Annotated in this window: 24 protein-coding genes; 12 read left to right on the top strand and 12 right to left on the bottom strand. The window is 68.5% G+C overall.

The features are described 5' to 3' along the window. Nucleotides 1-669 carry a PAQR family membrane homeostasis protein TrhA gene (gene trhA / locus MOM01_RS10475; RefSeq protein WP_241385357.1) on the bottom strand — a complete coding sequence of 223 codons (669 nt, stop codon included), beginning with the start codon at nt 667-669 and terminating at the stop codon, nt 1-3. A 159-nt stretch (nt 670-828) separates the two neighbouring features. Between trhA and MOM01_RS10470 the strand changes: the two genes are divergently transcribed. Beyond that, nucleotides 829-1,596, top strand: a complete 768-nt coding sequence (locus tag MOM01_RS10470) for an isoprenyl transferase (protein ID WP_241385356.1) — start codon at nt 829-831, stop codon at nt 1,594-1,596. Nucleotides 1,597-1,664: 68 nt separating this feature from the next. Here the strand turns inward: MOM01_RS10470 and coaA are convergent, their stop codons facing one another. Beyond that, nucleotides 1,665-2,597 carry a type I pantothenate kinase gene (coaA, locus tag MOM01_RS10465; protein ID WP_241385355.1) on the bottom strand — a complete coding sequence of 311 codons (933 nt, stop codon included), beginning with the start codon at nt 2,595-2,597 and terminating at the stop codon, nt 1,665-1,667. Nucleotides 2,598-2,795: 198 nt separating this feature from the next. On the opposite strand from coaA, the gene MOM01_RS10460 reads away from it, so the two are divergent. The 4 genes from MOM01_RS10460 (at nt 2,796) to MOM01_RS10445 (ending at nt 7,880) form a co-directional block, all read left to right on the top strand. Then, the gene (locus tag MOM01_RS10460; RefSeq protein ID WP_241385354.1) at nt 2,796-3,986 is read left to right on the top strand and encodes a DUF885 domain-containing protein; all 1,191 of its coding nucleotides are present in this window, start codon (nt 2,796-2,798) and stop codon (nt 3,984-3,986) included. A gap of 108 nt (nt 3,987-4,094) precedes the next feature. After that, a complete protein-coding gene (glyA, locus tag MOM01_RS10455) occupies nt 4,095-5,390 on the top strand; it encodes a serine hydroxymethyltransferase (RefSeq protein WP_241385353.1) in 1,296 nt (431 codons plus the stop codon). 166 nt (nt 5,391-5,556) lie between these two features. Continuing rightward, on the top strand, nt 5,557-6,243 hold the full coding sequence (locus MOM01_RS10450) for an isochorismatase family protein (RefSeq protein WP_241385352.1): 687 nt from the start codon (nt 5,557-5,559) through the stop codon (nt 6,241-6,243). Nucleotides 6,244-6,527: 284 nt separating this feature from the next. Continuing rightward, the gene (locus tag MOM01_RS10445; protein WP_241385351.1) at nt 6,528-7,880 is read left to right on the top strand and encodes a PhoH family protein; all 1,353 of its coding nucleotides are present in this window, start codon (nt 6,528-6,530) and stop codon (nt 7,878-7,880) included. 57 nt (nt 7,881-7,937) lie between these two features. On the opposite strand, the gene MOM01_RS10440 is transcribed toward MOM01_RS10445, so the two are convergent. Together MOM01_RS10440 and MOM01_RS10435 are read right to left on the bottom strand one after the other, a co-directional pair. Beyond that, nucleotides 7,938-8,357, bottom strand: a complete 420-nt coding sequence (locus MOM01_RS10440) for a carboxymuconolactone decarboxylase family protein (protein WP_241385350.1) — start codon at nt 8,355-8,357, stop codon at nt 7,938-7,940. A 75-nt stretch (nt 8,358-8,432) separates the two neighbouring features. Next, entirely contained in the window at nt 8,433-8,855 is a 423-nt protein-coding gene (locus tag MOM01_RS10435) for a limonene-1,2-epoxide hydrolase family protein (protein WP_241385349.1), read from the bottom strand. 161 nt (nt 8,856-9,016) lie between these two features. Between MOM01_RS10435 and MOM01_RS10430 the strand changes: the two genes are divergently transcribed. Continuing rightward, nucleotides 9,017-9,607: an LGFP repeat-containing protein gene (locus tag MOM01_RS10430; protein ID WP_241385348.1), complete on the top strand. Its 591-nt coding sequence runs from the start codon at nt 9,017-9,019 to the stop codon at nt 9,605-9,607. Between the two features lie 39 nt (nt 9,608-9,646). Here MOM01_RS10430 and MOM01_RS10425 read toward each other — a convergent pair whose 3' ends face one another. Both MOM01_RS10425 and glpX read right to left on the bottom strand, forming a co-directional pair. Continuing rightward, nucleotides 9,647-11,062, bottom strand: a complete 1,416-nt coding sequence (locus MOM01_RS10425; RefSeq protein WP_241385347.1) for a class II fumarate hydratase — start codon at nt 11,060-11,062, stop codon at nt 9,647-9,649. 89 nt (nt 11,063-11,151) lie between these two features. Continuing rightward, the gene (gene glpX, locus MOM01_RS10420; RefSeq protein WP_241385346.1) at nt 11,152-12,186 is read right to left on the bottom strand and encodes a class II fructose-bisphosphatase; all 1,035 of its coding nucleotides are present in this window, start codon (nt 12,184-12,186) and stop codon (nt 11,152-11,154) included. 181 nt (nt 12,187-12,367) lie between these two features. On the opposite strand from glpX, the gene MOM01_RS10415 reads away from it, so the two are divergent. Continuing rightward, nucleotides 12,368-12,937 carry a DUF4245 domain-containing protein gene (locus tag MOM01_RS10415; RefSeq protein ID WP_241385345.1) on the top strand — a complete coding sequence of 190 codons (570 nt, stop codon included), beginning with the start codon at nt 12,368-12,370 and terminating at the stop codon, nt 12,935-12,937. A gap of 6 nt (nt 12,938-12,943) precedes the next feature. Here MOM01_RS10415 and MOM01_RS10410 read toward each other — a convergent pair whose 3' ends face one another. The 3 genes from MOM01_RS10410 to MOM01_RS10400 are packed head-to-tail and all read right to left on the bottom strand — an operon-like array spanning nt 12,944 to nt 15,098. Then, nucleotides 12,944-13,201, bottom strand: a complete 258-nt coding sequence (locus MOM01_RS10410) for an exodeoxyribonuclease VII small subunit (protein ID WP_241385344.1) — start codon at nt 13,199-13,201, stop codon at nt 12,944-12,946. An 11-nt stretch (nt 13,202-13,212) separates the two neighbouring features. Further along, entirely contained in the window at nt 13,213-14,460 is a 1,248-nt protein-coding gene (gene xseA / locus MOM01_RS10405) for an exodeoxyribonuclease VII large subunit (RefSeq protein ID WP_241385343.1), read from the bottom strand. Continuing rightward, a complete protein-coding gene (locus MOM01_RS10400) occupies nt 14,457-15,098 on the bottom strand; it encodes a lipid droplet-associated protein (RefSeq protein WP_241385342.1) in 642 nt (213 codons plus the stop codon). The genes xseA and MOM01_RS10400 overlap by 4 nt, the downstream gene beginning before the upstream one ends. A 100-nt stretch (nt 15,099-15,198) precedes the next feature. On the opposite strand from MOM01_RS10400, the gene MOM01_RS10395 reads away from it, so the two are divergent. Then, entirely contained in the window at nt 15,199-16,200 is a 1,002-nt protein-coding gene (locus tag MOM01_RS10395) for a 4-hydroxy-3-methylbut-2-enyl diphosphate reductase (protein ID WP_241385341.1), read from the top strand. Nucleotides 16,201-16,224: 24 nt separating this feature from the next. On the opposite strand, the gene MOM01_RS10390 is transcribed toward MOM01_RS10395, so the two are convergent. Both MOM01_RS10390 and MOM01_RS10385 read right to left on the bottom strand, forming a co-directional pair. Further along, nucleotides 16,225-17,088, bottom strand: coding sequence for a DUF6542 domain-containing protein (locus tag MOM01_RS10390; protein ID WP_441347288.1), 864 nt, complete (start codon nt 17,086-17,088; stop codon nt 16,225-16,227). Nucleotides 17,089-17,112: 24 nt separating this feature from the next. Further along, the gene (locus tag MOM01_RS10385) at nt 17,113-18,276 is read right to left on the bottom strand and encodes a DNA recombination protein RmuC (protein WP_241385340.1); all 1,164 of its coding nucleotides are present in this window, start codon (nt 18,274-18,276) and stop codon (nt 17,113-17,115) included. 77 nt (nt 18,277-18,353) lie between these two features. On the opposite strand from MOM01_RS10385, the gene MOM01_RS10380 reads away from it, so the two are divergent. Continuing rightward, nucleotides 18,354-19,538: an exonuclease SbcCD subunit D gene (locus MOM01_RS10380; protein WP_241385339.1), complete on the top strand. Its 1,185-nt coding sequence runs from the start codon at nt 18,354-18,356 to the stop codon at nt 19,536-19,538. Next, the gene (locus MOM01_RS10375; protein WP_241385338.1) at nt 19,535-22,513 is read left to right on the top strand and encodes an AAA family ATPase; all 2,979 of its coding nucleotides are present in this window, start codon (nt 19,535-19,537) and stop codon (nt 22,511-22,513) included. The genes MOM01_RS10380 and MOM01_RS10375 overlap by 4 nt, the downstream gene beginning before the upstream one ends. 7 nt (nt 22,514-22,520) lie before the next feature. On the opposite strand, the gene MOM01_RS10370 is transcribed toward MOM01_RS10375, so the two are convergent. Next, nucleotides 22,521-23,747, bottom strand: a complete 1,227-nt coding sequence (locus MOM01_RS10370) for an AI-2E family transporter (protein WP_374112291.1) — start codon at nt 23,745-23,747, stop codon at nt 22,521-22,523. Between the two features lie 135 nt (nt 23,748-23,882). On the opposite strand from MOM01_RS10370, the gene MOM01_RS10365 reads away from it, so the two are divergent. Together MOM01_RS10365 and ychF are read left to right on the top strand one after the other, a co-directional pair. Next, nucleotides 23,883-24,356: a hypothetical protein gene (locus MOM01_RS10365; RefSeq protein ID WP_241385336.1), complete on the top strand. Its 474-nt coding sequence runs from the start codon at nt 23,883-23,885 to the stop codon at nt 24,354-24,356. 36 nt (nt 24,357-24,392) lie between these two features. Beyond that, nucleotides 24,393-25,472, top strand: a complete 1,080-nt coding sequence (gene ychF / locus MOM01_RS10360) for a redox-regulated ATPase YchF (protein WP_241385335.1) — start codon at nt 24,393-24,395, stop codon at nt 25,470-25,472. Nucleotides 25,473-25,647 lie beyond the last annotated feature (175 nt).

Here is a 25,647-nt window from a genome sequence, read left to right as displayed (position 1 = left end):
TCAAGCGAGAACCACCAGCCACACTGCCACCGCGTGGCACACGGCCGCGATCACTGTGCCCGCGTGGAAGAACTCGTGATGCCCGAAGGTCGCCGGCCAGGGATCGGGCCATCTGGTGGCGTAGAGAACGGCACCGCCGCTGTAGAAGAGCCCCCCGATCAGCAACAGGATCATGGGCGTGAGGCCGGCCTCGGTGACCAGCTGACCCGCGACGGGGACGATCGCCCATCCCAGCAGGAGATAGAGAGGAACACCGACCCATCTCGGGGCGGTGGGCCAGAGCATCTTGAGTGCCACCCCGGCCAGCGCTCCCGACCACACCACGATCAGCAGGATCCGCCCGGTCTCAGGAGGGAGTGCGAGCGTCGCGAACGGCGTGTAACTGCCGGCGATGAACACGAAGATCATCGAATGGTCGGCCCGCTTCATCCACATTCGCGTCCGGGGACTCCACCGCCCGCGGTGGTAGAGCGCGCTGACGCCGAAGACGCCGCACACCGTGAGGCTGTAGATCGCAGCGGGGACCACTGCGCCCGGCCGGTCGGCGAAGAGTGCGGCGGTCGTGACGAGCGCGATGCCGGCGAGGAGCGCGACACCGAAGGCCCAGGCGTGGATCCATCCGCGCATCCGGGGTTTGGCGGGTAGTTCGTCGAGGCCGAAAGCCGTCATGCGCACACCCTTCCGTGTACCGGTCGGTAACCTACGAATGCGTAGGTTGATGTTCCGTCGTCACGTTACAGTCTGCAACTGTGCAACAGGAGGCTGTGTGACCACCGCCGCGAGAGCCCGTACGGCTGCGCGTAATGTGGCGCGGGTGGTGATGACGGGGTGAGTGTCCGCGGACTGCTGTACCGGCTCTACGAGCGCCGGCTGCTGAGAGAACTCGACGGAGCGCAGCATCCGCGGCATGTGGCGGTGATGTGCGACGGCAATCGGCGCTGGGCGCGCGAGAACGGCTTCACCGATGTCAGTCACGGTCATCGCGAGGGTGCGAAGAAGATCGCCGAGTTGCTGAGCTGGTGTGATGCTGCGGGCATCGAGAGGGCCACGATCTACCTGCTCTCCACCGAGAATCTGCGGCGCGATCCGGAAGAACTCGACGCTCTGCTCGAGATCATCTCCGACGTCGTGGAGGAGATCTCGGCCCCCGGTCAGAACTGGAGCGTGAAGATCGTCGGTACCACCGACCTCCTCCCGGCCGACCATGCCAAGAGACTGCACGAGGCCGCGGCCGGAACCGCCGGCCGCACGGGGACACACGTCAACGTGGCCGTCGGATACGGCGGCCGCCAGGAGATCGTCGACGCCGTCCAGTCGCTTCTTCGCGTGCGGTATGCGCAGGGGTTGCGCGGCGAGGATCTCGTCGAGGCGGTCACCGTCGAGGGCGTCGACGACCATCTCTACACCTCGGGCCAGCCCGACCCGGATCTCGTCATCCGCACGTCCGGGGAGCAGAGGCTGTCGGGATTCCTGCTGTGGCAGTCCGCCTACTCGGAGATCTGGTTCACCGAGGCCTACTGGCCCGAGTTCCGCCGGGTCGACTTCCTGCGTGCGCTCCGCGACTACGCGGCGCGGCACCGCCGTTTCGGCGCCTGACGGCACCGCCGTTTCGGCGCCCGACAGCACCGCCCTCGGGCGATCGAGGGCGGTGCTGTCGGTGCCGTTCAGAGCTTGCGCAGTCGGAGCCGGTTGATGGCGTGATCCGAGTCCTTGCGGAGCACCAGGGTCGCTCGCGGACGGGTGGGCAGGATGTTCTCCACCAGGTTCGGCAGATTGATCGAGTGCCAGATCTCCTTCGCCGCGCTCACCGCGTCCCGGTCCGACAGGTTCGCGTAGTGATGGAAGTGGGCCTCCGGATCGGCGAAAGACGTCTTCCGCAGCGCGAGAAATCGCTCTACATACCACTTCTCGATGTCCTCGATGCGTGCGTCGACGTAGATCGAGAAGTCGAACAGATCGGAGACCATCAGCCGCGGTCCGGTCTGCAGCACGTTCAGACCCTCGATGATGAGGATGTCCGGCTGCCGGACGATGTGGTACTGGCCGGGGATGATGTCGTACGAGATGTGGGAATAGATGGGCGCCGCAACCTCTTTCGCGCCCGATTTGACCTCGGTGACGAACCGCAGCAACTTGCGCCGGTCGTAGCTCTCGGGAAAACCCTTGCGGTGCATGATGTTGCGTCGCACGAGTTCCTTGGTCGGATAGAGGAATCCGTCGGTGGTCACGAGGTCCACGCTGGGATGGTGGTCCCACCGTGCCAGCAGTGCCTGGAGCACGCGTGCGGTGGTGGACTTGCCGACGGCGACCGAGCCGGCCACCCCGATCACGAAGGGCACCTGCTGGTCCGGATGCTTCTCGCCGAGGAAGGTGGCCGTCGCTGCGAACAGTCGTTGCCTGGCCGCGACCTGCAGGTGGATCAACCTGGCGAGAGGCAGGTAGACCTCCGCGACCTCTGCGAGGTCGATCTGCTCACCGAGCCCCCGGAGTCCGACGAGTTCGTCCTCGGTGAGCACGAGCGGAGTCGACTTCCGGAGCGTGCGCCACTGCTTGCGGTCGAACTCGACGTACGGGCTCGGTTCGTTCAGACGGCCCATCGGCACGTCTTCCCGGCGATGCGCGGTGCGGCGTCGACCGGATCGCACGGGTGATCGGCGCGTCCCGCAGCGCGGATGCGGCATTGCATGTCCATGTATCGGATTGTGCGCGCTGACACACCGGGATGCCTCGTCGGGGTCCCTCCGTGTCGAGTGTCCGCGTGAGGGCCCGCAGGGGACCGACTAGGCTCGGTGGGTATGGGAGCCGAGGACTTCGTGGACGAATATCTGTTGCTGGGCCTGGCTTTCGACCGGCTCGAGGAGGGCTTCGTCGACGCCTACACGGGAGACCCCGCCCTGCGTCGCCGGGTGGAGAATGCGCCGAAGCCGGATCCTCGTGATCTATCACACATCGCGCGCCGTCTCCGGGACGAGCTTCCGGGGGTGGGCCTGGCCGAGGAGCGCGCCCGTTTCCTCGATGTGCACCTGCGTGCACTCGACTGTTCGGCTCGCACGTTCGCGGGTGAGGACATCGGTTTCGTCGACGAGGTCGAGGCGTATTTCGACGTCCGCATCGCCCCGGGCGACGAGGACGAGTATCGCGACGCGCACCGCCGTCTCGACGCGGTGCTGCCGGGCTCGGGCTCGCTCACCGAACGGATGCAGGCCCACCGCAAGTCCGAGGTGATTCCCGCGGACCGGCTCGCCGAGTGCGTGGAGGCGTTCTCGAGTGCGCTGCGCGAGAAGGTGCGGGCGGTCTATCCGCTGCCCGACACCGAACGGGTGGAATACGAGGTGGTCGGCGACAAGCCGTGGTCGGGTTTCAACTACTACCTCGGCGACTACCGCTCGCGGGTGGCGATCAACTCCGACGTGGAACAGACCATGTCGCACCTGCCGCGGCTGATCGCCCACGAGGCGTATCCCGGGCATCACACCGAGCACTGCCGGAAGGAGGCAGGTCTCGTGGCCGGAGGGCAGGCGGAGCAGACGCTGTTCCTCGTCAACACGCCGCAGTGCCTCATGGCGGAGGGGCTCGCCGATCTGGCACTCGAGGCCGTGGTGGGCCCGGGCTGGGGGAGGTGGGCGCAGGAGATCTACGCCGATCTCGGTCTCCGTTTCGACGGCGAACTCGCCGAGCAGTTGTCCGGGGCGTCGGAGCAGTTGCTCCCGGTGCGTCAGGATGCCGCGCTCCTTCTCCACGACCGGGGACGCAGTCACGACGAAGTGGCCGAGTTCCTGCAGCGCTGGTCGCTGTCGAGCCCCGATCGGGCTCGCCAGTCGCTGCGATTCCTGTCGTCGCCGTTGTGGCGCGCCTACATCAGCACCTACGTCGAGGGGTACCGGCTGCTCGGCGGCTGGCTCGGCCAGGTTCCGGCAGGGGCCGAGCGAGCCGATCGCTTTCGGCGTCTGCTCGACGAGCCCCTCGTGCCGAGCAGCCTGCGATGAGGTGGCCGGGACCGGATCGGCTGCGTCCGGGTCCCGCCTTCCGGCGCGTCGGGTGAGGTTCGTAGACTGGAAGACGTATCCTGCCGCCCTCTGCTTGGAGAAGCTTCGATGACCGCTGCGCCCGGCGCCGACGTGAATACTGCTGCACTGAACGATCTCGATCCCGAGGTCGCCCAGGCCATGGCCGGCGAGTTGTCGCGTCAGCGCGACACTCTCGAGATGATCGCGTCGGAGAACTTCGTGCCGCGCGCCGTGCTCCAGGCGCAGGGCAGCGTCCTGACGAACAAGTACGCCGAGGGTTACCCCGGCCGTCGCTACTACGGCGGGTGCGAGAACGTCGACATCGTCGAGGACCTCGCCCGCAACCGCGCGAAGGAACTGTTCGGCGCCGAGTTCGCCAACGTCCAGCCGCATTCGGGTGCGCAGGCCAACGCCGCCGTGCTGATGGCGCTCATGACGCCGGGCGAGAAGCTGCTCGGCCTCGACCTCGCGCACGGTGGCCACCTCACGCACGGTATGAAGCTCAACTTCTCCGGCAAGCTCTACGACGTCGCGTCCTACGGGGTCAGCAAGGACGACCACCGCATCGACATGGACGAGGTGCGCGACATCGCGGTGCGGGAGAAGCCGAAGGTCATCGTCGCCGGCTGGTCGGCGTACCCGCGCCACGAGGACTTCGCGGCCTTCCGCTCCATCGCCGACGAGGTCGGGGCGTACCTGTGGGTCGACATGGCGCACTTCGCGGGCCTGGTCGCTGCAGGTCTGCACCCCTCGCCCGTGCCCTACGCCGACGTCGTGTCCACCACCGTGCACAAGACCCTCGGCGGCCCCCGCTCGGGCCTGATCCTCGCCAAGCAGGAGTGGGCGAAGAAGATCAACTCCGCGGTCTTCCCCGGCCAGCAGGGCGGCCCGCTCATGCACGCGATCGCCGCGAAGGCCGTCGCGCTGAAGATCGCCGCGGGCGACGAGTTCAAGGATCGTCAGCAGCGCACTCTCTCCGGTGCCAAGATCATCGCCGAGCGGCTGTCGCAGCCGGACGTCGCGGACAAGGGCATCTCCGTGCTCACCGGCGGCACCGACGTGCATCTGGTCCTGGTGGACCTGCGCAACTCGGAGCTCGACGGCCAGCAGGGTGAGGACGCGCTGCACGAGGTGGGCATCACCGTCAACCGCAACGCGGTGCCGTTCGACCCGCGCCCGCCGATGGTCACCTCCGGTCTGCGTATCGGTACCCCGGCTCTCGCGACCCGCGGTTTCGGCGACGAGCAGTTCACCGAGGTCGCAGACATCATCGCTGCCACCCTGACCGGAGCTGCCGATGCCGAATCGCTGCGTACGCGGGTGAGCGCCCTCGCGCAGTCCGTGCCGCTGTACGAGGGCCTCGAGGACTGGCGCCTGATCTGACGGTCCACACGACCCCGGCCGCCGGCCCGCCCCGATGTGCGGTGCGGGCCGGCGGTCTTTCTGCGGGTGTTGCGGTAGTCCCCACCGCGCGGCTTGGTTAGGGTAGCCTACGCATGCTGACACTGTCGGCGATGTCACGAACACCCTTGAACCAGAAGGAAGTCGCATGGCCATTCCGAGCATCGATCCGTACGAGTTGCCCACCGGTGACGAGATTCCCGCTGCTCGGGTGGACTGGACGCTCGATGCGTCCCGCTGTGCACTGCTCATCCACGACATGCAGAAGTACTTCATCGACGCCTACCGGCGCGACGCCGAGCCGCTCGCGACGGTGGTGCCGAACATCGTCCGGCTGCGTGAAGCCTGCCTGGCCGCAGGCGTTCCTGTCGTCTACACGATGCAACCCGGCGACCAGCACCCCTCACGTCGCGGCATCCTCGCCGACTTCTGGGGGACCGGCCTGAGCTCCGGCCGTGACACCGAGGTCATCGACGAACTCGTGCCCGGACCGGGCGACATCCAGGTCACCAAATGGCGCTATTCCGCCTTCCAGCGCACGGACTTCCGTCAGTTGCTCGCACACAACGGCCGCGACCAGCTGATCGTGACCGGCGTCTACGCCCACATGGGATGCATGCTCAGTGCCGCCGACGCCTTCATGAGCGACGTTGCCCCGTTCATGGTCCTCGACGGCACCGCCGATTTCTCCCGCGACGAGCACGTCATGGCCCTCGACTACGTGGCCAAGCGTGTCGGGCGGGTGGAGACGACCGACGCCGTGATCGAGGCGATCACCGAGACGGCTCGCCGCCGCGACCGGGAGACCGAACAGCTCGCGGCGTCGATGCGCTGACGGGTCCGGTGCTCACTCCTGATATCCCAAGGGGCACGTGGGTCGTCGTTTACCCAATTTTCACCGACACGCACTGTCGGCCAACCAGCGAATCGGCTGCGGCGGGTCTAGCGTCGGGGGCGTAGGCGGCGCAGGTGCCGACTACGCGGGAGGTCCCTGATCGTGTGGCTGACACAGTCCGAACGAGGGGGCCGGCACCGGGCCTCCGTGGTCGTGACGACACCGGGGACCGCCGGCCCACCGAACAACGTCCGGACGGTGCCGTTCGGGCCGAGGAGCCTCACGTGAACGCAACACGCTCCGTCCCCACTCGCCCCGGCGCCACCGAGGCGACAGAACCTGCTGTACGTACCTACGTGCTGGACACCTCCGTGTTGCTGTCCGATCCTTGGGCGGTCACCCGGTTCGCCGAGCACGAAGTCGTCCTTCCGTTGGTGGTGATCGGTGAACTCGAGGGCAAGCGTCACCACCACGAACTCGGCTGGTTCGCCCGCGAATCGTTGAGATTGCTCGACGACCTGCGGCAGCGGCACGGACGCCTCGACGAGCCCGTCCCCATCGGGGACGAGGGTGGCACCCTCCACGTGGAGCTCAACCACACCGACCAGATGGTGCTGCCCGCGGGTTTCCGTACGGACACCAACGACGCCCGGATTCTCGCGTGCGCTCTGAACCTGGCCACCGAGGGGCGCGACGTGGTGCTCGTCAGCAAGGACATCCCCTTGCGGGTCAAGGCCGGTGCCGTCGGCCTCGACGCGGACGAATATCACGCCCAGGACGTGGTCGTCTCGGGATGGACGGGCATGACCGAACTCGACGTCGATCGAGCCGCGATCGACGAATTGTTCACCGAAGGTGTCGTGGACCTCGACGAGGCCCGGGATCTGCCGTGCCACACCGGAATCAAGTTGCTCGGGGGTTCGTCGAGTGCACTCGGCCGGGTCACCGCAGACAAGCGCGTCCAGCTCGTGCGTGGCGACCGGGAAGCGTTCGGGCTGCACGGCCGCTCGGCCGAACAGCGCGTCGCGCTGGACCTGCTGCTGGACGAATCCGTGGGGATCGTCTCGCTCGGCGGCAAGGCCGGGACCGGGAAGTCCGCGCTCGCGCTGACCGCCGGCCTCGAGGCCGTGCTGGAACGGCGAACCCACCGCAAGGTGGTCGTCTTCCGCCCACTCTACGCGGTGGGCGGCCAGGAACTCGGTTACCTGCCGGGCACCGAGGCGGAGAAGATGAACCCCTGGGGTCAGGCCGTCTTCGACACCCTCGAAGGGCTCGCCAGCCCCGCGGTGTTGGAGGAGGTGCTCAGCCGGGGGATGCTGGAAGTCCTGCCGCTCACGCACATTCGCGGCCGGTCGCTGCACGATTCGTTCGTGATCGTCGACGAGGCGCAGTCGCTCGAGCGCAACGTGCTGCTCACCGTGTTGTCGAGGCTCGGAACGGGTTCCCGCGTCGTACTCACCCACGACGTCGCTCAGCGCGACAACCTGCGCGTCGGCCGGCACGACGGGGTCGCGGCGGTCATCGAGAAACTCAAGGGACACCCGCTGTTCGCACACGTGACGCTCACGCGAAGCGAGCGGTCGCCGATCGCGGCCCTCGTGACGGAAATGCTCGAGGAGTTCGCGCCCGGGGCGTGACGGCGAAGGGAAAATACGAGCGGCGCGTCCGGCATTCCGCCGGGCGCGCCGTCGTCGTCAGTCCTTCTCGGTCTCGTCGGGCAGGGGGCCGAGTTCGGCCTCGAGGACCTCCTGGACGATCCGCATCGCGGCGAGTCCCGCGGGAGCGCCGCAGTATGCCGTGCAGTGGACGACGGATTCGACGATCTCGGTGCGGCCGAGCCCATTGCGCAGTGCGCCCCGGACGTGTCCGCGAAGCTCGTTCTCGGCGCGCAGAGCGATGAGCATGCCCAGGTTGAGCAGGCTGCGACTGCGACGGTCCAGGCCCGGCCGGGACCACACCGCCCCCCAGGCGTGCTCGGTGACGAACTCCTGCATGGTCTCGGAGTCGGTACCGCGGGCACGCTCGAACGCCCGCTCGACGAAATCGTCACCCATCACTTCGCGGCGGATTCCGAGTCCCGTCGTGAATCCCGGAGTGTGCTCGGCGTCGGACATCCATCGCTCCCTGTTCGATCGTCGCCGAACCGTTCGACGACGACCGGATTCTATGCCCGACCGGGGAGGAGACGGTCAGGAGCGACGCAGAGCGGCCCGCAGTACTCCGACGAGCGTCCCGCGGAGGAATGTGAGTACGTCGAAGTGATCGTCCCAGACGGCAATTCGGCCGTCTCGCAGCTCGAACGTCCCGCACACCCAGAATTCGATGCGGACGGGGCCGAACCGCAGGATGTCGGTGCGTTCGGTGAGGACGACGTCGCCCTCGGCGGCGATGTGGTGGACGACGACATCGAAACCCAGTGAGGGTCGTGTCAGCCCGGCGAGTATCCGGTGCACCCGGGACGCGCCGCGGATCGTCGGTAGCCACGTGTTGTGCCACGCGATGTCGTCCGTGATCAGTGAGCTCGCCCGGCTCGGATCCTCTGCGACCATCGCGTCCAGGAAATTCCTGACCGTGCCGATCGCATCCTGCCCGGTGGTGGCGGTTGTGCTCATCGCTCTCCTCGACGTCGATGCGTCGCATCGTATAGCTCGCAGGTCGGCGGTGGGGACGGATTCCCACAGGTCACGGAATCGCCGGAAACCGGATCGTGCCGCGGGAGAGTCGGGCACCCTGAAATCAGGTACCCGTGCTCATCGGCGACAGGAGTGGAGCGATGAAGCGAGATCCCCGACGCAGGGCGCTGGTGGCGGCGGCGGCTGCCGTGGTCGGACTGGCCGTCGCGGGCTGCGGCGACAGCGGCAATTCCGCGCAGGACGTGGTGGGCAGCGCGACCAGCGCGGTCCAGTCCGCTGCGGAGAGTGTGGGCTCCCAGGCCCAGAGTGCCGTCGAATCGATCACCCAGGGCAACGACGAGCCCGAGCCCTCCGAACCCGCGGCGGACCAGTCCAGCGCGGTCCCCGGCGCGGGCGGCGAGGACGTCGAACTCAGTGGGCCGATCCTGCAGAAATACGACGAGGTCGGCGGGGCATCCAGCCCGCTCGGCGCGCCGACCGGCCAGCAGGAGGACATCGGCGACGGCATGATCGCCGAGTTCGAAGGCGGCATCATCGCCTGGAGTCCCGACACGGACGCCCACATCGTGTGGGGTGAGATCCGGACGGCCTGGGAGGCGGAAGGCGGTGCCGGCGGTGTTCTCGGATTCCCGATCAGCGACGAGGAACAGACCCCCGAGGGACTCCGCAGCAACTTCCAGTTCGGCTACATCACCTACATCGACGGGCAGACCGAGGTGTTCCAGGAGTGACCCGGCGGGCCCGGCCCACGACGGGCCGGGCCCGGGCGGTCATTCCTCGGGGTCCATCCGCGTCATGGCGAGCACGTCGAGCCGGAGCGCCAGTTCCTCCTCGGTCAGGATCTCGTCGATCAGACCGCGATCGAGTACCGCCTGACGGATGGTCTTCTCCTCCTTCAGCGCCTCCTTGGCGACGGCTGCCGCCTCCTCGTAACCGATCGCGGAATTGAGCGGGGTCACGATGGACGGCGACGACTCGGCCAGCAGGCGCAGACGTTCGACGTTCGCGACGAGCCCGACGACACAGCGATCGGCGAACAAGCGGGACGAATTGGCCAGCAGACGAATCGACTCGAGGACGTTCCGGGCCATCATCGGGATGTAGACGTTGAGCTCGAACGCGCCGGCCGCGCCACCCCACGCCACCGCGGCATCGTTCCCGACGACCTGGGCGGCCACCTGCGTGACAGCCTCGGGCAGAACGGGATTGACCTTACCCGGCATGATCGAGCTACCCGGTTGCAGATCGGGCAGCTGGATCTCGGCGAGCCCGGTGAGCGGCCCCGAACCCATCCAGCGGATGTCGTTGGCGATCTTCGTCAGCGACACCGCGATCGTGCGGAGTGCCCCTGAGACCTCGACCAGGCCGTCCCGCGCCGCCTGCGCCTCGAAGCTGTTCCTGGCAGGTCGCAACTCCTCGAGGCCGGTGCTCTCGACGAGGACCGCCACGACCCGGGGTCCGAAATCCACGGGTGCATTGAGCCCCGTTCCGACCGCGGTGCCGCCGATCGGCAGCTCACCGAGCCGGGGCAGCGTCGCGCGCAGTCGTTCGATTCCGGCCTCGATCTGGCGGGCGTAACCGCCGAACTCCTGTCCGAGCGTCACCGGCACCGCATCCATGAGGTGAGTGCGCCCGGACTTGACGACCGTGCGCCATTCGCGTGCCTTCTCGGCGAGCGCACCGTGCAGGTGTTCGAGCGCGGGAATCAGATCCTTGACCGTGGCCTCGGTCGCGGCGACGTGCGTCGCTGTCGGGAAGGTGTCGTTCGACGACTGCGACATGTTCACGTCGTCGTTGGGGTGGATCGTCACCCCGGCTTTCGCGGCAAGGGACGCGATGACCTCGTTGGCGTTCATGTTCGAACTCGTGCCGGAACCGGTCTGGAAGACATCGATGGGGAACTGGTCGTCGTGTTCACCTGCCGCGATGGCATCGGCGGCCGCGATGATCGCCTCGGCCTTGTCGGGCTCGAGCAGACCGAGATCCTTGTTCACCCGGGCACAGGCACTCTTGAGCAGACCGAGCGCGCGGATCTGCGCACGCTCGAGCCCGCGCCCCGAGATCGGGAAGTTCTCGACGGCCCGCTGGGTCTGGGCACGCCACAGGGCGTCGACCGGAACCCGGACCTCGCCCATCGTGTCGCGTTCGATACGGAACTGCTGAGAAGACTGTTCGGTGTCGGTCATGACTCCCACGTTAGGCCGCGGGAACAGACGGCAGGGGCGCTGACACGAGAACTCGTGTCAGCGCCCCTGCCGGGAATCGATCCGGAGGATCAGGGCATGGGAGGATGCGCGCCGGCGACACCGTGGAAGTCGATCGACGAGAACTCGCTGAGCTTCTGCAGACGGTGGAAGGCCTCGACCATGCGGACCGTGCCCGACTTGCTGCGCATCACGATCGATTGCGTCTCGGCGCCACCGCCCGAGTAGCGCACACCGCGCAGCAGTTCACCGTCGGTGACGCCCGTCGCGCAGAAGAAGATGTTCTCACCGGTGACGAGATCGGTCGTGGTGAGCACCCGATCGAGATCGTGCCCGGCGTCGAGCGCCTTCTGGCGCTCCGCGTCGTCGGTCGGGGCGAGCCGGCCCTGGATCTCACCGCCCATGCACCGCATCGCTGCTGCCGCGATGATGCCCTCGGGGGTGCCACCGATACCGAGCAGCATGTCGACGCCCGAGCCCGGCCGTGCCGCAGCGATCGCACCGGCGACGTCGCCGTCGGAGATCAGGCGGATGCGGGCGCCCGCCTCCCGCACCTCCTCGATGATGCGCGCGTGACGGGGACGATCGAGGATCGTCACAGTGAGGTCGGAGATCGCGACGCTCTTCGCCTTGGCGACGCGGCGGACGTTCTCCGCGACGGGCGCGGTGATGTCGATGACGCCCGCAGCCTCGGGACCGACGGCGATCTTCTCCATGTAGAACACGGCGGACGGGTCGAACATCGCTCCGCGCTCGGCCACCGCGAGCACCGCGATCGCACCGGGTGCCCCCTTGGACATGAGCGTCGTACCGTCGATCGGATCGACTGCGACGTCGCAGAGCGGCCCGTCGCCGTTGCCGACCTCCTCGCCGTTGTACAGCATCGGCGCTTCGTCCTTCTCGCCTTCGCCGATCACGACGACACCCTGCATCGACACGGAGCTCACCATGTGCCGCATCGCGTCGACCGCGGCACCGTCGCCACCCTCCTTGTCGCCGCGCCCGACCCACCGGCCGGCCGCCATCGCCGCGGCCTCTGTGACGCGGACCAGTTCGAGAGCGAGGTTGCGATCCGGAGCTTCGCGGCGTGGGGTGCTGGCCGTCATGGGCTACTGCCTCCTGAAGATTTTCGGCCGACGCGGACGCGCCGGCAGAGGGAGCGGCCGCCGGAGGCGTCCGCACGATCCGTGTGTGTCGCGTGGCTATTGTCTCATCACGGCCGACCGTGTGGACTGTCGGACCCGACCGCCCTGAACGCCACGGTTGCGGGGCTGTCAGACTGGAGGCGTGGCTTCCTCGAAACCTCGCATTCTTCAGGACACGCGCGACATGGCGTGGTCGCTCATCCCGCTCGTCGTTCTGTGCTTGTTCATCGCTGCGATTGCAAGTCAGTGCGAGTTCAAGCCGGGCGGGCCGACCGCGGGTCCGGTGCCGAGCTTCGACATCGATGCCGGACTGGCGTACGACGCGAAGGAACTCGGTTTCCCGATCCGCCATCCCGACGTGCCCGAGGACTGGCAGCCCAACTCCGGAAGCCGCAACATCATCGCCGGTAACCAGGGCGGCGATTCGAGCACCGTCGGCTTCATCACTCCGGCAGGCCGCTACGTGCGCTTCACCCAGTCGAACGCCGGTGAGGACGAACTGGTCCGGTTCGTCGCCGGGGACTACCGGGCCGTCACCGACGTCCGCGCGATCGAGGACCGAGACTGGGTGGTCTACGGCGGCGAAGGCGTCGAGGCCATCTGGGTCTCCGACTTCGGGGACGTGCGGATCCTCATCGGCGGTTCCGGCGACGAGGCCGAGTTCACCGCTCTGGCCACCGCCGCGGGTAAGGCCGAACCGCTCGAACCCTGACCGAGGTCATTCGTCCTCGTCGTATTCCTCGTCGTCGTCCTCCTCGTACGCGAGTGCCTGTTCGACCCGTTCGCGAGCACCGGCGAGGTGTTCCTCGCAGCGCTTGGCCAAGGCCTCGCCGCGCTCCCACAGCTGCAGTGACTCGTCGAGATCGAGGCCGCCTTGCTCGAGCATCTTCACGACGTTGACGAGTTCGTCACGAGCACGCTCGTAGCCGAACTCCCGCACGTCGGCGTTGGGGTCGTCGGTTCCCACGTTCGTCAATTCCCGCCCTTCTACCGTTCGTGTCCCATGACGGCTGCGCGAGCCGCACCGTCCGCCACCCGCACCCGGAGCTGGGTGCCGATGGGTATCTCGTCGAGTGTGCGTACCACCTCGGGGTCGCCGCCCGGCACGACCCGCTGCACCACCGCATAACCGCGCGCCAGCGTCGCCGCCGGACCGAGGGTCGCCAGACGTGCCCGCAGGTGTTCCAGCGTCGACGCCTCCGAGGCGATCAGGCGTGCGACGTCGCGCCGCGCCGTGTGCTGCAACCGGTCGATCTCCTCGTGCCGCCGGTCGAGATCGCGGAACGGATCGGCCAGGACGGGCCGGTCGCGCAGTTGCGCGATGACGTGCTCCTCCCGTCGTACCCAGTTGCGCAGGGCAGCCGCGGACCGCGCACGCAATTCGTCGACGAGATCGAGTTCGGCGACGGCGTCCGGCACCACCCGTTTGGCGGCGTCGGTGGGAGTCGCGGCCCGGAGATCGGCGACGTGGTCGCACAGGGGGCTGTCGGGTTCGTGGCCGATCGCGCTGACCACGGGAGTCGTGCACGCCGCGATCGCCCGGCACAGCGCCTCGTCGGAGAAGGGAAGCAGATCCTCGACACTGCCGCCGCCCCGGGCCAGGACGATCACGTCGACCTCGGGGTCCGCGTCGAGGGATTCGAGCGCTTCGAGGATCTGTGTCACCGCGGTGGGGCCCTGCACGGTGGCGTGGCGGACGTCGAAGTGCACGGCCGGCCAGCGTCGCTGTGCGACCGTCAGCACGTCGCGTTCGGCCGCGCTGCCGCGGCTGGTGATCAGGCCGATGCGCCGCGGCAGGAAGGGCAGCGGACGTTTGAGCCGCGGATCGAACAGTCCTTCGGCCGCGAGCAGGGCGCGCAGGCGCTCGAGCCGGGCGAGCAGTTCCCCGATGCCGACGGCCCGGATCTCGGTGACCCGCAATGCCAGGCTTCCACGCCCGGGCCAGAAGGTCATCTTGCCGAACATGATCACGCGGCTGCCCTCGGTGAGCGGCACCGCCGACTGCTGCAGCAACTGGGGGGAACAGGTCACCTGCAGGGACATGTCCACCGACGGATCGCGCAGCGTCAGGAACGCCGTCCGGGTGCCGGGACGGGCGTTGATCTGGGTGACCTGACCCTCGACCCAGATGGTGCCGAGCTTGTCGATCCAGCCCGCCACCTTCTGGGCCACGGTGCGGACGGGCCAGGGATGATCCGCGGAGTTCGGCCGTCCGGTGTTCTGTCCGGTCGTCACCGGTTACGTGCGCTCGTGATCCGGTTGGACAGCATCGTCACGAAGGGTGGACGGGCCGCATGAGCGTTCTCGTAGTCGAGCAGATCCGTCAGTTCCTCCACCGACAGTGCGCGCAGGCGGGCACGCAGCTGAGCGAGGGTCAGCGAGTCGTAATCGAGGTCTTCGACGATCTCGGGCCGGTCGGCGACCTTCGTATCGGTGGACTTCTCCTCGGTGGCCGCCGCCGTGTTCTCTGCGGCATCGGGCGTCGCCGCGGTGGTCTCCGCCGGGCCGGTCGTCTCGCTCGCGGCGGCGGCCTCGGCTTCCGGAGGGATCGAGTACAGGGCGAATCGCCCGGGCGCGCCGTTCGCGGTGGTGCCCGCCGAAGGTCCGGCACCGTCGGTGGGGGCGGCGTCGTCCTCGTCGAAGGTCGCCCACTGGGCGGTCTCGGCAGGTTCTCCTCCGAAGAGCTCGAAGACCTGATCGCCCTTGATCGCCAGCGAGGTCATCACCTGCTGCAACCGCATCGTCGTCTGCAGGATCTGGCTCACCGTCGTCATCGGCAACGAAACGGCTGTGCTGGGCAGCTTGAGGGTCTCTTCGTAGGCGGTGACAGCAACGCCGGCAGCCACACGTGCCAGGAACGGTGGACGGATCATGCCCCCAAGACTGCCCGATGATCGGCGTGATTGGTAGCCGGTGACGGCCCCGCCCCCGAGCTGGGAAGCCCCTCGCGGATGCGCCCCGTACCCTGGAGGCATGTCTGCGCCTGTTCCACTCGAAGTCGGGATCACCAGGTCCGCCGGTTCCTCCGCCTCCGGAAAGCGTGTCCTGCTCGCCGAGCCGCGCGGTTACTGCGCCGGTGTCGATCGTGCGGTCGAGACGGTCGAGAAAGCGCTCGAGAAGTACGGTGCGCCGGTCTACGTCCGCAAGGAGATCGTGCACAACCGCCACGTCGTCGACACCCTCGCCGAACGCGGTGTGGTGTTCGTGGACGAGACCGACGAAGCGCCCGAAGGCGCCGTCCTCGTCTTCTCGGCGCACGGTGTGTCTCCCGCGGTCCACGAATCCGCCGCAGCCCGGCAGCTCCGCACCATCGACGCCACCTGCCCGCTGGTGACGAAGGTCCACCAGGAGGCCAAGCGATTCGCGCGCGACGACTACGACATCCTGCTCATCGGTCACGAAGGCCACGAAGAGGTGGAAGGGACGGCCGGTGAGGCCCCCGACCACGTGCAGCTCGTCGACGGCCCCGGCGCCGTCGACTCGGTGACCGTGCGCGATCCGTCCAAGGTCATCTGGCTGTCGCAGACCACGCTCAGCGTCGACGAGACCATGCAGACGGTGGAACGGCTCCGCGAGAAGTTCCCGCAACTGCAGGATCCGCCGAGCGACGACATCTGCTACGCCACCCAGAACCGCCAGGTCGCGGTGAAGGCGATGGCACCGGAATGCGACCTGGTGATCGTCGTGGGGTCGCGGAACTCGTCGAACTCGGTGCGGCTCGTCGAGGTCGCCCTGGGTGCGGGCGCGAGGGCAGCGCACCTCGTGGACTACGCGCGGGAGATCGATCCGGCATGGCTCGAGGGGGTCGAGACCGTCGGTATCACCTCGGGCGCATCGGTGCCCGAGATCCTCGTGCAGGGTGTCGTCGAGTTCCTCGACGAGCACGGCTTCCACGACGTCCGGCCGGTGACGACCGCCAACGAGACACTCGTGTTTGCGCTGCCGCGCGAACTGCGGCCCTCGCGTCGTCCCTGATCGTCCCCGGCCCGGGACGCGGGCTCAGTCCTCGTAGCGGTCGCGATAGCGCACGCGCGGCGCGTCGTAGGCCTGTGTCGGGGCGGCCTGTGTCGGGGCTGCGGCCGGACGCCCGACCTCCGGCTCCGGCGCCACCGGGCGACGCCGTGGGCGGCGATCTTCCGCCGGCACGGGGTCGGCGGGGCGGGGAGCGCGCGTACGCCGCGGAACGGGATGCTCGTCCACCGCGCGCTCGGCGCGGACACGCCGCCGCGGGCGGGTATCGGTGACGTCGCGGACCGAGGCCTTCTCGCTCGGCGTCCGCACGGCGGTGCCGCCGCGGGTGGCAGTCGCGGCCGACGGCCGCCCCCGGGCCGCGCGCCGCGCCGGACGGTCGCCCGGCGCCGCGGTCTTCGCCTTCGCCGCGCGGGGGCGCGCACGCTCGCGCGGGGCCCGGGCGGCTCGCACTCCGGTCGCCTGCCGGGCCACGTAGATCCGGAAGCCGCCGACGGCGAGCGCCAGCACCGTCGCCAGCAGCATCGCCGGGAATCGGTTGACCAGCGGATAGGCGATGTTCAGCGCGAGATCCTGGAGGCCGCTCATGCTCTCGGAGGAGACGAACTGCTGACCGATCGGAACGGCCACGAACAGCAGCAGAGGCGGCTGGGCCATCGCGGTGAACAGTCCGCGATAACGCACCGCCACCACCGCTGCGACGCAGCCGAGCACGTAGAACGCGGTGAACGCGGCGGTCAGCTCGTTCCCTCGTGCGCTGTCGAGCAACACACCGACGAGCGTGGTTCCCGCTGCGATCGCGACGGCAGCCCACCAGGGCACGCCGGGCACTGTGGGTACCAACGACCGCATGTCGAGCGGCACCGCCGAGCGTGCACGTTGGGTTGCAGACACAACCTAGACATTAGCGTGAGGATGTCAGCCGGCTTCGTCGACAGGACCGTCCGCCGGTGACCTTTCCGCGAGAGTGCTGCGCCGCGGCCACGTGTCCACCCGATGCACCTCCGGCACCTCACCGTCGAAGATCTCCAGGTCGTGGAGCTTGCGGGCCGTTACCCCCACCCGGGTGTCCATCGACGAGACCGTGAGGTTGAACGAATCGACGGCCTGGCCGAGCCGGTTGCCGAGCCGGTCGAGATGCGAACCGACGACCCCGAGCCGTTGATACAGCTCACGGCCGAGCCGATGGATGGTCGCGGCGTCCCGGGAGAGCGCCTCCTGCCGCCAGGTGTGGGCGATGGTGCGCAACAGCGCCACGAGCGTGGTCGGGGTCGCCAGGATGACATTGCGGGCGAAAGCGTGCTCGAGCAGGTCGGGGTCGGCGCCCAGCGCGGCGTCGAGGAACGGATCGCCCGGCACGAACAGCACGACGAACTCCGGCGTCGGATCGAAGGACTCCCAATAGGCCTTCGCGGACAACTGGTCGACGTGGGTGCGCAGCTGCCGTGCGTGGCGGGTCAGATGGCGGTCGCGCTCGACGGGATCCTCGGCCTCGGCGGCGTCCAGGTACGCGGCGAAGGGCACCTTCGCGTCGACGACGATCTGTTTGCCGCCGGCGAGGTAGACCAGCAGATCCGGCCTCACGCCGTCCTTGCCGACCTGGGTGTCGAAATCGCAGTGGCGCACCATCCCGGCGAGCTCGACGACGCGCTCGAGCTGGATCTCGCCCCAGCGACCGCGGATCTGGGGCGCGCGCAGAGCCGTGACCAGCTGCTGGGTGCGGGTGGACAGCAGCTGGGATGCGCGGTGCATGCCCTCGACCTGTTCGCTCAGACCCGCGTAGGCATGGACACGGCTACGTTCGACGTGCTCGACCTGCCGTGCGAGCGCCCCCACGGCCTCGTTCAACGGCCCGACGAGCCGCGACACCTGGTCTCCGATGGCACCGGACTGCCGGCGGGCGGCATCCTCGCTCACCGCCGCGAGCGACTGACGCAACTGCTCCTCGTTGTCGCGCAGGGCCGCGAGCCGGGCCTCGGCGTGGGCTGCCCGTTCACCGTCCCGGGAGGCGCGCAACAGCCAGCCGAGCGCCACGCCGAGAGCGAGCGCAACGAGCAAGCCGAGGGCCGTGAGTGCCGTCATGGGGCCGATCGTGCCCCATCGATCCGACATTCACCCGGCATCCGGAGATGTCGGCCTGTTCCTCTACCGTCTGTCCCATGCGGATCCTGCACACCTCCGATTGGCATATCGGCCGCACTTTCCACGGGGTCGACCTGCTCGCCGACCAGGCGCGTGCCCTTCGCGCGATCGCGGACCTGGTGGCCGAACGCGGGATCGACGTGGTGGTGGTGCCGGGCGACGTGTACGACCGGTCCATCCCGAGTTCCGATGCCGTGGCCGTCTGCAACGCCGGGCTCGAGGCCATCCGCGAGGCCGGAGCGGTCATCGTGGCCACCTCGGGTAATCACGATTCCCCGGTCCGGCTCGGTGCCGGTGCAGCCTTCGCGGCGCACGGCGGTCTGCATCTGATCACCCGCGTGTCGCAGATCGACACTCCTGTCGTCCTGCACGACGAGCACGGCGAGGTCTGCTTCTACGGCATCCCGTACCTCGAACCGGAGATCACCCGGGCCGCGCTCGGTGTGCCCGAGGCGCGCTCGCACCAGCAGATCCTCGACGCCGCCATGGAGAGGGTGCGGGCCGATGCCGCGGGCCGCGGCGCCCGCACCGTCGTCCTCGCGCACGCCTTCGTCGTCGGAGGCCAGGCCAGCGACTCCGAACGATCCATCTCGGTCGGAGGTGTCGAGACGGTCGCCGCGACGTCCTTCGAGGGTGCGCACTACGTCGCGCTGGGGCATCTGCACTCACCGCAGACGGTGAGCGAGACGGTCCGCTATTCGGGTTCGCCGTTGCCCTATTCCTTCGGTGAGCGCACGCATCGCAAGGCGGTGTTCGTGGTCGATCTCGATGAGTCCGGCGTTGCGGAGATCGAGCGTGTCGACCTACCGGTGGTCCGCGAACTCACCCGGCTCGAAGGCGATCTCGACGACCTGCTGGCCGATCCCGCACACGCCGCGGTCGAGGATCACTACGTCTCCGCGATCCTGACCGACGCGGTCCGTCCGCTCGAAGCCATGCGCCGGCTGCAGGAACGTTTCGCCTTCGCCGTGCACGTCGAATGGCAGCGCCCGGCCGGGAGCACGGAGGGCAGCTACCGCGACAAGGTGCGCGGGCGCAGCGACCGCGACATCGCATCTGCGTTCCTCGCCGACGTGCGCTCCGAACCGTCGGAGCGTGAGGTCGGCTGGGTCGACGAAGCCCTGCGGGAAGTCGACCGCCGGCGCGGGATCGGTGAGGTGACGGAGACCGACCTGCCGTGGCGATCGGATGTGCCGGCATGAGACTGCATTCCCTCGAGATCATTGCTTTCGGGCCGTTCGCCGACACGGTCGAGATCGACTTCGACGAACTCGGAGCCGACGGACTGTTCCTGCTGCACGGGCAGACGGGTGCGGGCAAGACCTCGATCCTCGACGCCGTGGCATTCGCGCTCTACGGCACCGTGCCCGGCGCGCGCGCCGACGGTCGCCGGTTGTTGTCCGACCACGCGCCCGCCGGTGCGGTGCCGAGGGTCCGGCTCGAGGCGACCATCGCCGGTCGTCGCCTGCGCATCGAGCGCAGCCCCGAATTCGAGCGTCCGAAGCTGCGCGGCACGGGCACCGTCAAACAGCAGGCGAAGGCGAATCTGATCTGGCTCGACGGGTCGGGGGAGAACCTGTCACGCATCCCCGACATCGGCGACGTCGTCAAGTCGCTGCTCGGGATGAGTGCCGAACAGTTCTTCCAGGTGGTCCTTCTTCCGCAGGGTGATTTCGCCCGATTCCTGCGCGCCGGTAGCGAAGAACGGGGCAGGTTGCTCGAGCGACTGTTCGACACCACCCGCTTCGGTGACGTCGAGCAGTGGTTCCGCGACCGCCGCGGGGCGGGCACGAAACTCCTTGCCGAGCAGCAGAAGAAGGTCGAGGTGCTCGCGGCGAAGGTGGCAGCGTCCGCAGGTATCGAGGCCGGTGCCGACGCCGACCCCGTCGAGTGGGCACATCGGCTGCTCGCCGATGCCGCGGAGAACCGCGAGGCCGCTGCGGCGGCCCTCGGGCGTGCCCGCAGGGTGGACGAGGCCACTCGGCGCAAGCTCGACGAGACCACGGCTCTCGCCGACCGGCTCCGCCGCCGTCGCGATGCTCTGGACGTCCTCGCCGAGCTCGAGCAGACGCAGGCCCGCCGCGCCGTCATGAGGGCCGAACGCGACGCCGCGCATCGTGCGGTCGGCGTGGCCGTGCTCGACCGGGAGGCGAACCGCCTCGCGCAGGATGCCGACACCGCGGCCGCCCGGGCAGCAGCGGCCACGGCGCCGCTCGAAGGCGACGACGAAGGCCGCGCACTGCTCGCCGGGATCGGGCCGACGCCCGCCGGATCCGACCGCGACATCATCCGTCCGCGATGCGAGGAATGGTCTTCGGAGGCAGCGCGTCTCGACGTCCTGCTCGACCGTCGTCGGCGACTGGCCGAACTCGAGGCCGACCGCGACCGCCTCGCCGCTCGCCGGCGCGCTCTCACCGACGAGCGGCAGCAGGTGATCGACGACCGCGCAGCGCTCCCCGAGCGCTCGGCCGCCGCCGTCGCTGCGGTCGCCGAGGCCGAGCGAGCGGCAGCGACGCTGCCCGGCCTGTCGGAGGCTCGCGACCGGGCCGCCGACGCGCTCGATGCCGCTAACGAGCTTGCTTCTCACCGAACCGAACTCGATCGTCTCGAAGGTCGCGTCGTGCAGCTGCATTCCGAGTTCAACGATGCGCGCGAAGCCCATCTCGATGTCCGGCAGAGGCGCATCGACGGAATGGCGGCCGAACTCGCGGCGCGGCTCGTCGACGGGGATCCCTGCGTGGTGTGCGGAGCCACCGAACACCCTGCCCCCGCCCGCCCGGCCCCCGGCACCGCGACCGAGGCCGACGAAGAACGTGCTCGCCTCGTCGAGGAACGCGCCGCCGCTGCACTGGCGCAGGCCCGCGAGGCCGTCACCGATCTCTCCGGTACCGTCGCCGTTCTCCGGCAGCGGTGCGGGGGAGCGGAGGCGGACGACCTCGCTGTGGCCCACGCCGAGGCTGTTCGCATCCACGACCGGGCCGCCGCGACCGCCGGACGTCTCGACCGGCTCCGTGCAGTGGTCGAAGATCTCCGCAAGCTCGACACGGTCTTCGAGGAGCAGGAGAAGCGACTCGACGCCGAACTGACCGAACTCGCACGCGAGGACGCGGTACGTGCGGCGGAGATCACCGAGATCCGCAATCGCATCGTCGACGCCGTCGGCGACCTCGACAGGCTCGCGCCGCGACGCGCGCAGGTCGCTGCCCTGTCCGCCGCCGGGACCGCACTGCTCGACGCCCGTTCGGCTGCCCTGAACGCCCGGACGGTCGCCGAGGAACGTGCCGCCGACGCCCGGTCCGCGGCCGTCGAGGCCGGCTTCACCGACCTCGACAGTGCTCGTGCCGCTGTCCGGTCACCCGAGCGGCTCGCCGAGATCGACCGTGTCCTGCGCGAGGCCGACGACCGGCGAGCGGTAGCGACCTCCACCCTCGAGGACCCCGCGGTCGCCGCCCTCACCGGGAACGAGGTCGCCGACGAGGCGGCGGCCCGTGCCGTGGTGGAGGAGAGTGCCGCCGCAGTCGAGACGGCCCTGAGCGCGGCCACCGAGGCCGAACGCCGCCATCTCGATATCGAGGCCTATACGAAGCGCCTCGAGGAGGCCTGCGCCGAACTTGCTCCGCTGCTCGACGAACACGCCGAACTGTCCGCGCTCGCCGACGTCGTGGCCGGCATGGGCTCGAACGCCAAGAAGATGTCGCTGCGCTCGTACGTGCTCGCCGCGCGACTCGAGGAGGTCGCCGACGCGGCGTCGGTGCGGCTCCGCAGAATGTCCGGCGGGCGATACGAATTCGTGCACTCCGACGCTGCGGAGAGCAGGGGACGCCGCGGTGGTCTCGGACTCGACATCCACGACGAGTACACCGGGGTCGTGCGCTCCACCAAGACCCTCTCGGGAGGGGAGTCCTTTCAGGCGTCCCTCGCCCTCGCCCTGGGCCTCGCCGACGTCGTCGCCGCCGAAGCCGGGGGGCTCGTGCTCGACACGATGTTCATCGACGAGGGCTTCGGCACGCTCGACGCCGACTCACTCGAAGCCGTGATGGGTGTGCTCGACGAACTGCGGGCGGGCGGTCGCGTGGTGGGCGTGGTCAGTCACGTCGACGAGATGCGACAGCGGATTCCGAGCAGGCTGCACGTGATCCGTGGCCGCTCGGGATCCACCGTTCGCATGGCGAGCTGAGCTGCCCTCACTCTTCCGGGGGAGAAGCCTCCGGCGAGGAGGGCTGCGGTGAGGAGGTCTTCGGGTCGGGGACCGAGGTGTCGCCCGGGGCCGGGAGCGCCTTCGTCTCCTCCTGGCCTTCGCTGGCGCGCTCGTCGATCTGCTCACCGATGTAACGGATGGCGACCGCAGCCACTGCTGCGACGGGCACGGCCAGGAACGCGCCGACGATGCCGAACAACGACGCTCCCGCGGTGACGGCGAGCAGCACCACGGCCGCGTGCAGATTCATCGAACGCGACTGCAGCACGGGCTGCAGCACGTTCCCCTCGATCTGCTGAACCGCGATGATGAGGACCAGGACGATGAGCGCGGTCGTGAAGCCGTTGGCGACCAACGCCACCAGGACGGCCAGCGCACCTGCGACGAACGCACCGACGATGGGAATGAACCCGCCGATGAAGGTGAGGATCGCCAGCACGGGTGCGAGCGGGACTCCGAGGATCAGCAGGCCGATACCGATGAAGAGGGCGTCGATGAAACTCACCAGGGCCTGAGTACGGATGAACCCGCCCAGCGTGTCCCACATGCGGCCGAGCACCGCTTCGAGGTGACGTCCGGCGCGGCCACCACTGACACGGTGCAGCCACGGGAGGAATCGCGGACCGTCCTTGATGAAGAAGAACGTCAGCACGAGCACCAGACCGAGCGTCACGAGCAGTGAACCCGCTGTGCTCACTCCGGTGAAGACACCACCGGCGATGGTCGCGGCACTACCCTGCACCCGTTCGACGACAGCGTTGACCGCGTTGTCGAGTTGCTCGTCGCGCAGATTGATCGGCGGCCCCTTCACCCATTCCTGCACGGTGTTGATGCCCTGGGTCGCCTTGTTGGCCAGATCTGGTACCTGATCGATCACCGACGGCACGATTCCGGCGATGATGCCACCGACGACGGCGAAGAACATGACCAGGGTGAGTCCGGCAGCGGCTGCCGGTGGTACCCCGCGCTTGGTCATGCCCCGGGTCGGTGGCCACAGGATGGTCGAGACCACGATGGCGAGGGCGACCGGGAGGACGATCACCCACATCTTCGCGATGATCCAGCCGAGCACCACGGCACCGGCAGCGATGACGACGAGGCAGGCCGACCACTTGGCGAGCCATATCCCGCCGGCACCCAGCAGCTTCGCCCGGTCGGGTCTCCCCGGCTTGTCGCCGCTGCCGCCACCGGGCGCGGTCTTCGATTCGGTCAACGACGGTCCTTCCGACATGTATCGAGCTCGATACCGATCGATAGTCGTCAATCTACGGTGACCGAGCGCCGTGCGTGGTCCCGACGACACGCGGGTACGGCGGTGAAGAGTCCCCTTTCGTGGCATTCTCGAAACGTGACGAATCGAACGAGTGCGACCGGACGTGTGCGTCTTCTCTCGGCTGCGACGGCGATCGCGGCCGCCGTCGTCCTCGCCGCGTGCAGCGCCGAGGACACCCCGAGCGAGGAGGATGTGCGGTCGTCGGCGGACGTCGCCGTCACGAGCGTCCAGGACCAGGCGGAGGGCGCGGCCTCGTCCGTGCAGAGCATCGCCTCGAGCGCCGCCGATCGGGCCGGCGACATCTTCGACGAGGCGAAGATCGACGTCTTCGTCGCTGCCTTCCGTGCCGGCTTCCCCTCGCTGTCGGCCGACCGGGAAACGCAGTCGATCGAGGCCATCGTCAGCGAGACGTGCCCGTTGATCGACGGGGACGCGAGCGATCGGGAAGTGAACGCGAAGGTGGCGGAAGTGGCGGCCAACGGGTCGACCGTGCCGGACGAGGATCAGGCTGCGCGCATCGCCCAACTGGTGCGCGTGGCGTGCGGATGAAGTGAGCCCGCAGTGGCCGCGTAGACTACCGATTCCGTGAGCCTTACCCTCGGAATCGTCGGTCTTCCCAACGTCGGCAAGTCGACGCTGTTCAATGCGCTGACCAAGAACGATGTGCTGGCCGCGAACTATCCGTTCGCCACCATCGAGCCCAACGTCGGTGTCGTCGAACTGCCCGATCCGCGGCTGAACCGGCTCGCCGAGATCTTCGGTTCCGAGCGCATCCTCCCGGCGACCGTCTCCTTCGTCGACATCGCCGGCATCGTGAAGGGCGCGTCCGCCGGGGAGGGCATGGGCAACAAGTTCCTCGCCAACATCCGCGAGGCCGACGCCATCTGCCAGGTCGTGCGCGTGTTCGACGACCCGGACGTCGTCCACGTCGAGGGCAAGGTCGATCCGATGGCCGACATCGAGGTCATCGCGACCGAGCTGATTCTCGCCGACCTGGAGACCATCGAGCGGGCCCTGCCGCGACTCGAGAAGGAGTCCCGGAAGAACAAGGAGCTCGTCGCGCAGCTCGAAGAGACCAAGAAGGCGCAGGCGATCCTCGAGGACGGCCGCACCATCTTCTCCGCCCAGGCCGAGGTCAAGGGTGAACTGTTGCGCGACCTGCACCTGCTCACCGCCAAGCCGTTCCTCTACGTGTTCAACTCCGACGAGGCGGTTCTGACGAACGAGGAGCGCAAGGAGGAACTGCGTCAGGCCGTCGCTCCTGCGGACGCCGTCTTCCTCGATGCCAAGGTCGAATCGGAGCTTCTCGAACTCGACAAGGACGAGGCGATGGAACTGCTCGAATCCATCGGCCAGACCGAAGCCGGTCTCGAGCAGCTCGCGCGCGCCGGCTTCCACACCCTCGGCCTGCAGACCTACCTCACGGCAGGTCCGAAGGAATCCCGCGCGTGGACGATCCGCAAGGGCGACACCGCACCCAAGGCGGCCGGCGTGATCCACACCGACTTCGAGCGCGGCTTCATCAAGGCCGAGATCGTGTCGTTCGAGGATCTCGACGCGGCCGGTTCCATGGCCGAGGCGAAGGCCCGGGGCAAGGTCCGCATGGAGGGCAAGGACTACGTCATGGCCGACGGCGACGTGGTGGAGTTCCGCTTCAACGTGTAGTGACCGATCCCTCGGACCTGCGTGTCATTCGGGACCCGTGCACCGAGCGTTTCCGGAATCGTTCGGGTCGGCTCCGTGTGGCGGGAATCTGCGGTTTCGGCGGTATCCGCCTGTGCGACAGGTATCCTGATTGCGGTGGTACACGCCACCGACTGCGCTTCCACGTGACGACCAC

This window comes from Rhodococcus sp. CH91 (genome assembly GCF_022554085.1).
Classification (GTDB): Bacteria; Actinomycetota; Actinomycetes; order Mycobacteriales; family Mycobacteriaceae; genus Rhodococcus.
The sequence above is the reverse complement of the archived record's forward strand: the minus strand, read 5'-3'. Positions and strand labels throughout refer to the sequence as shown.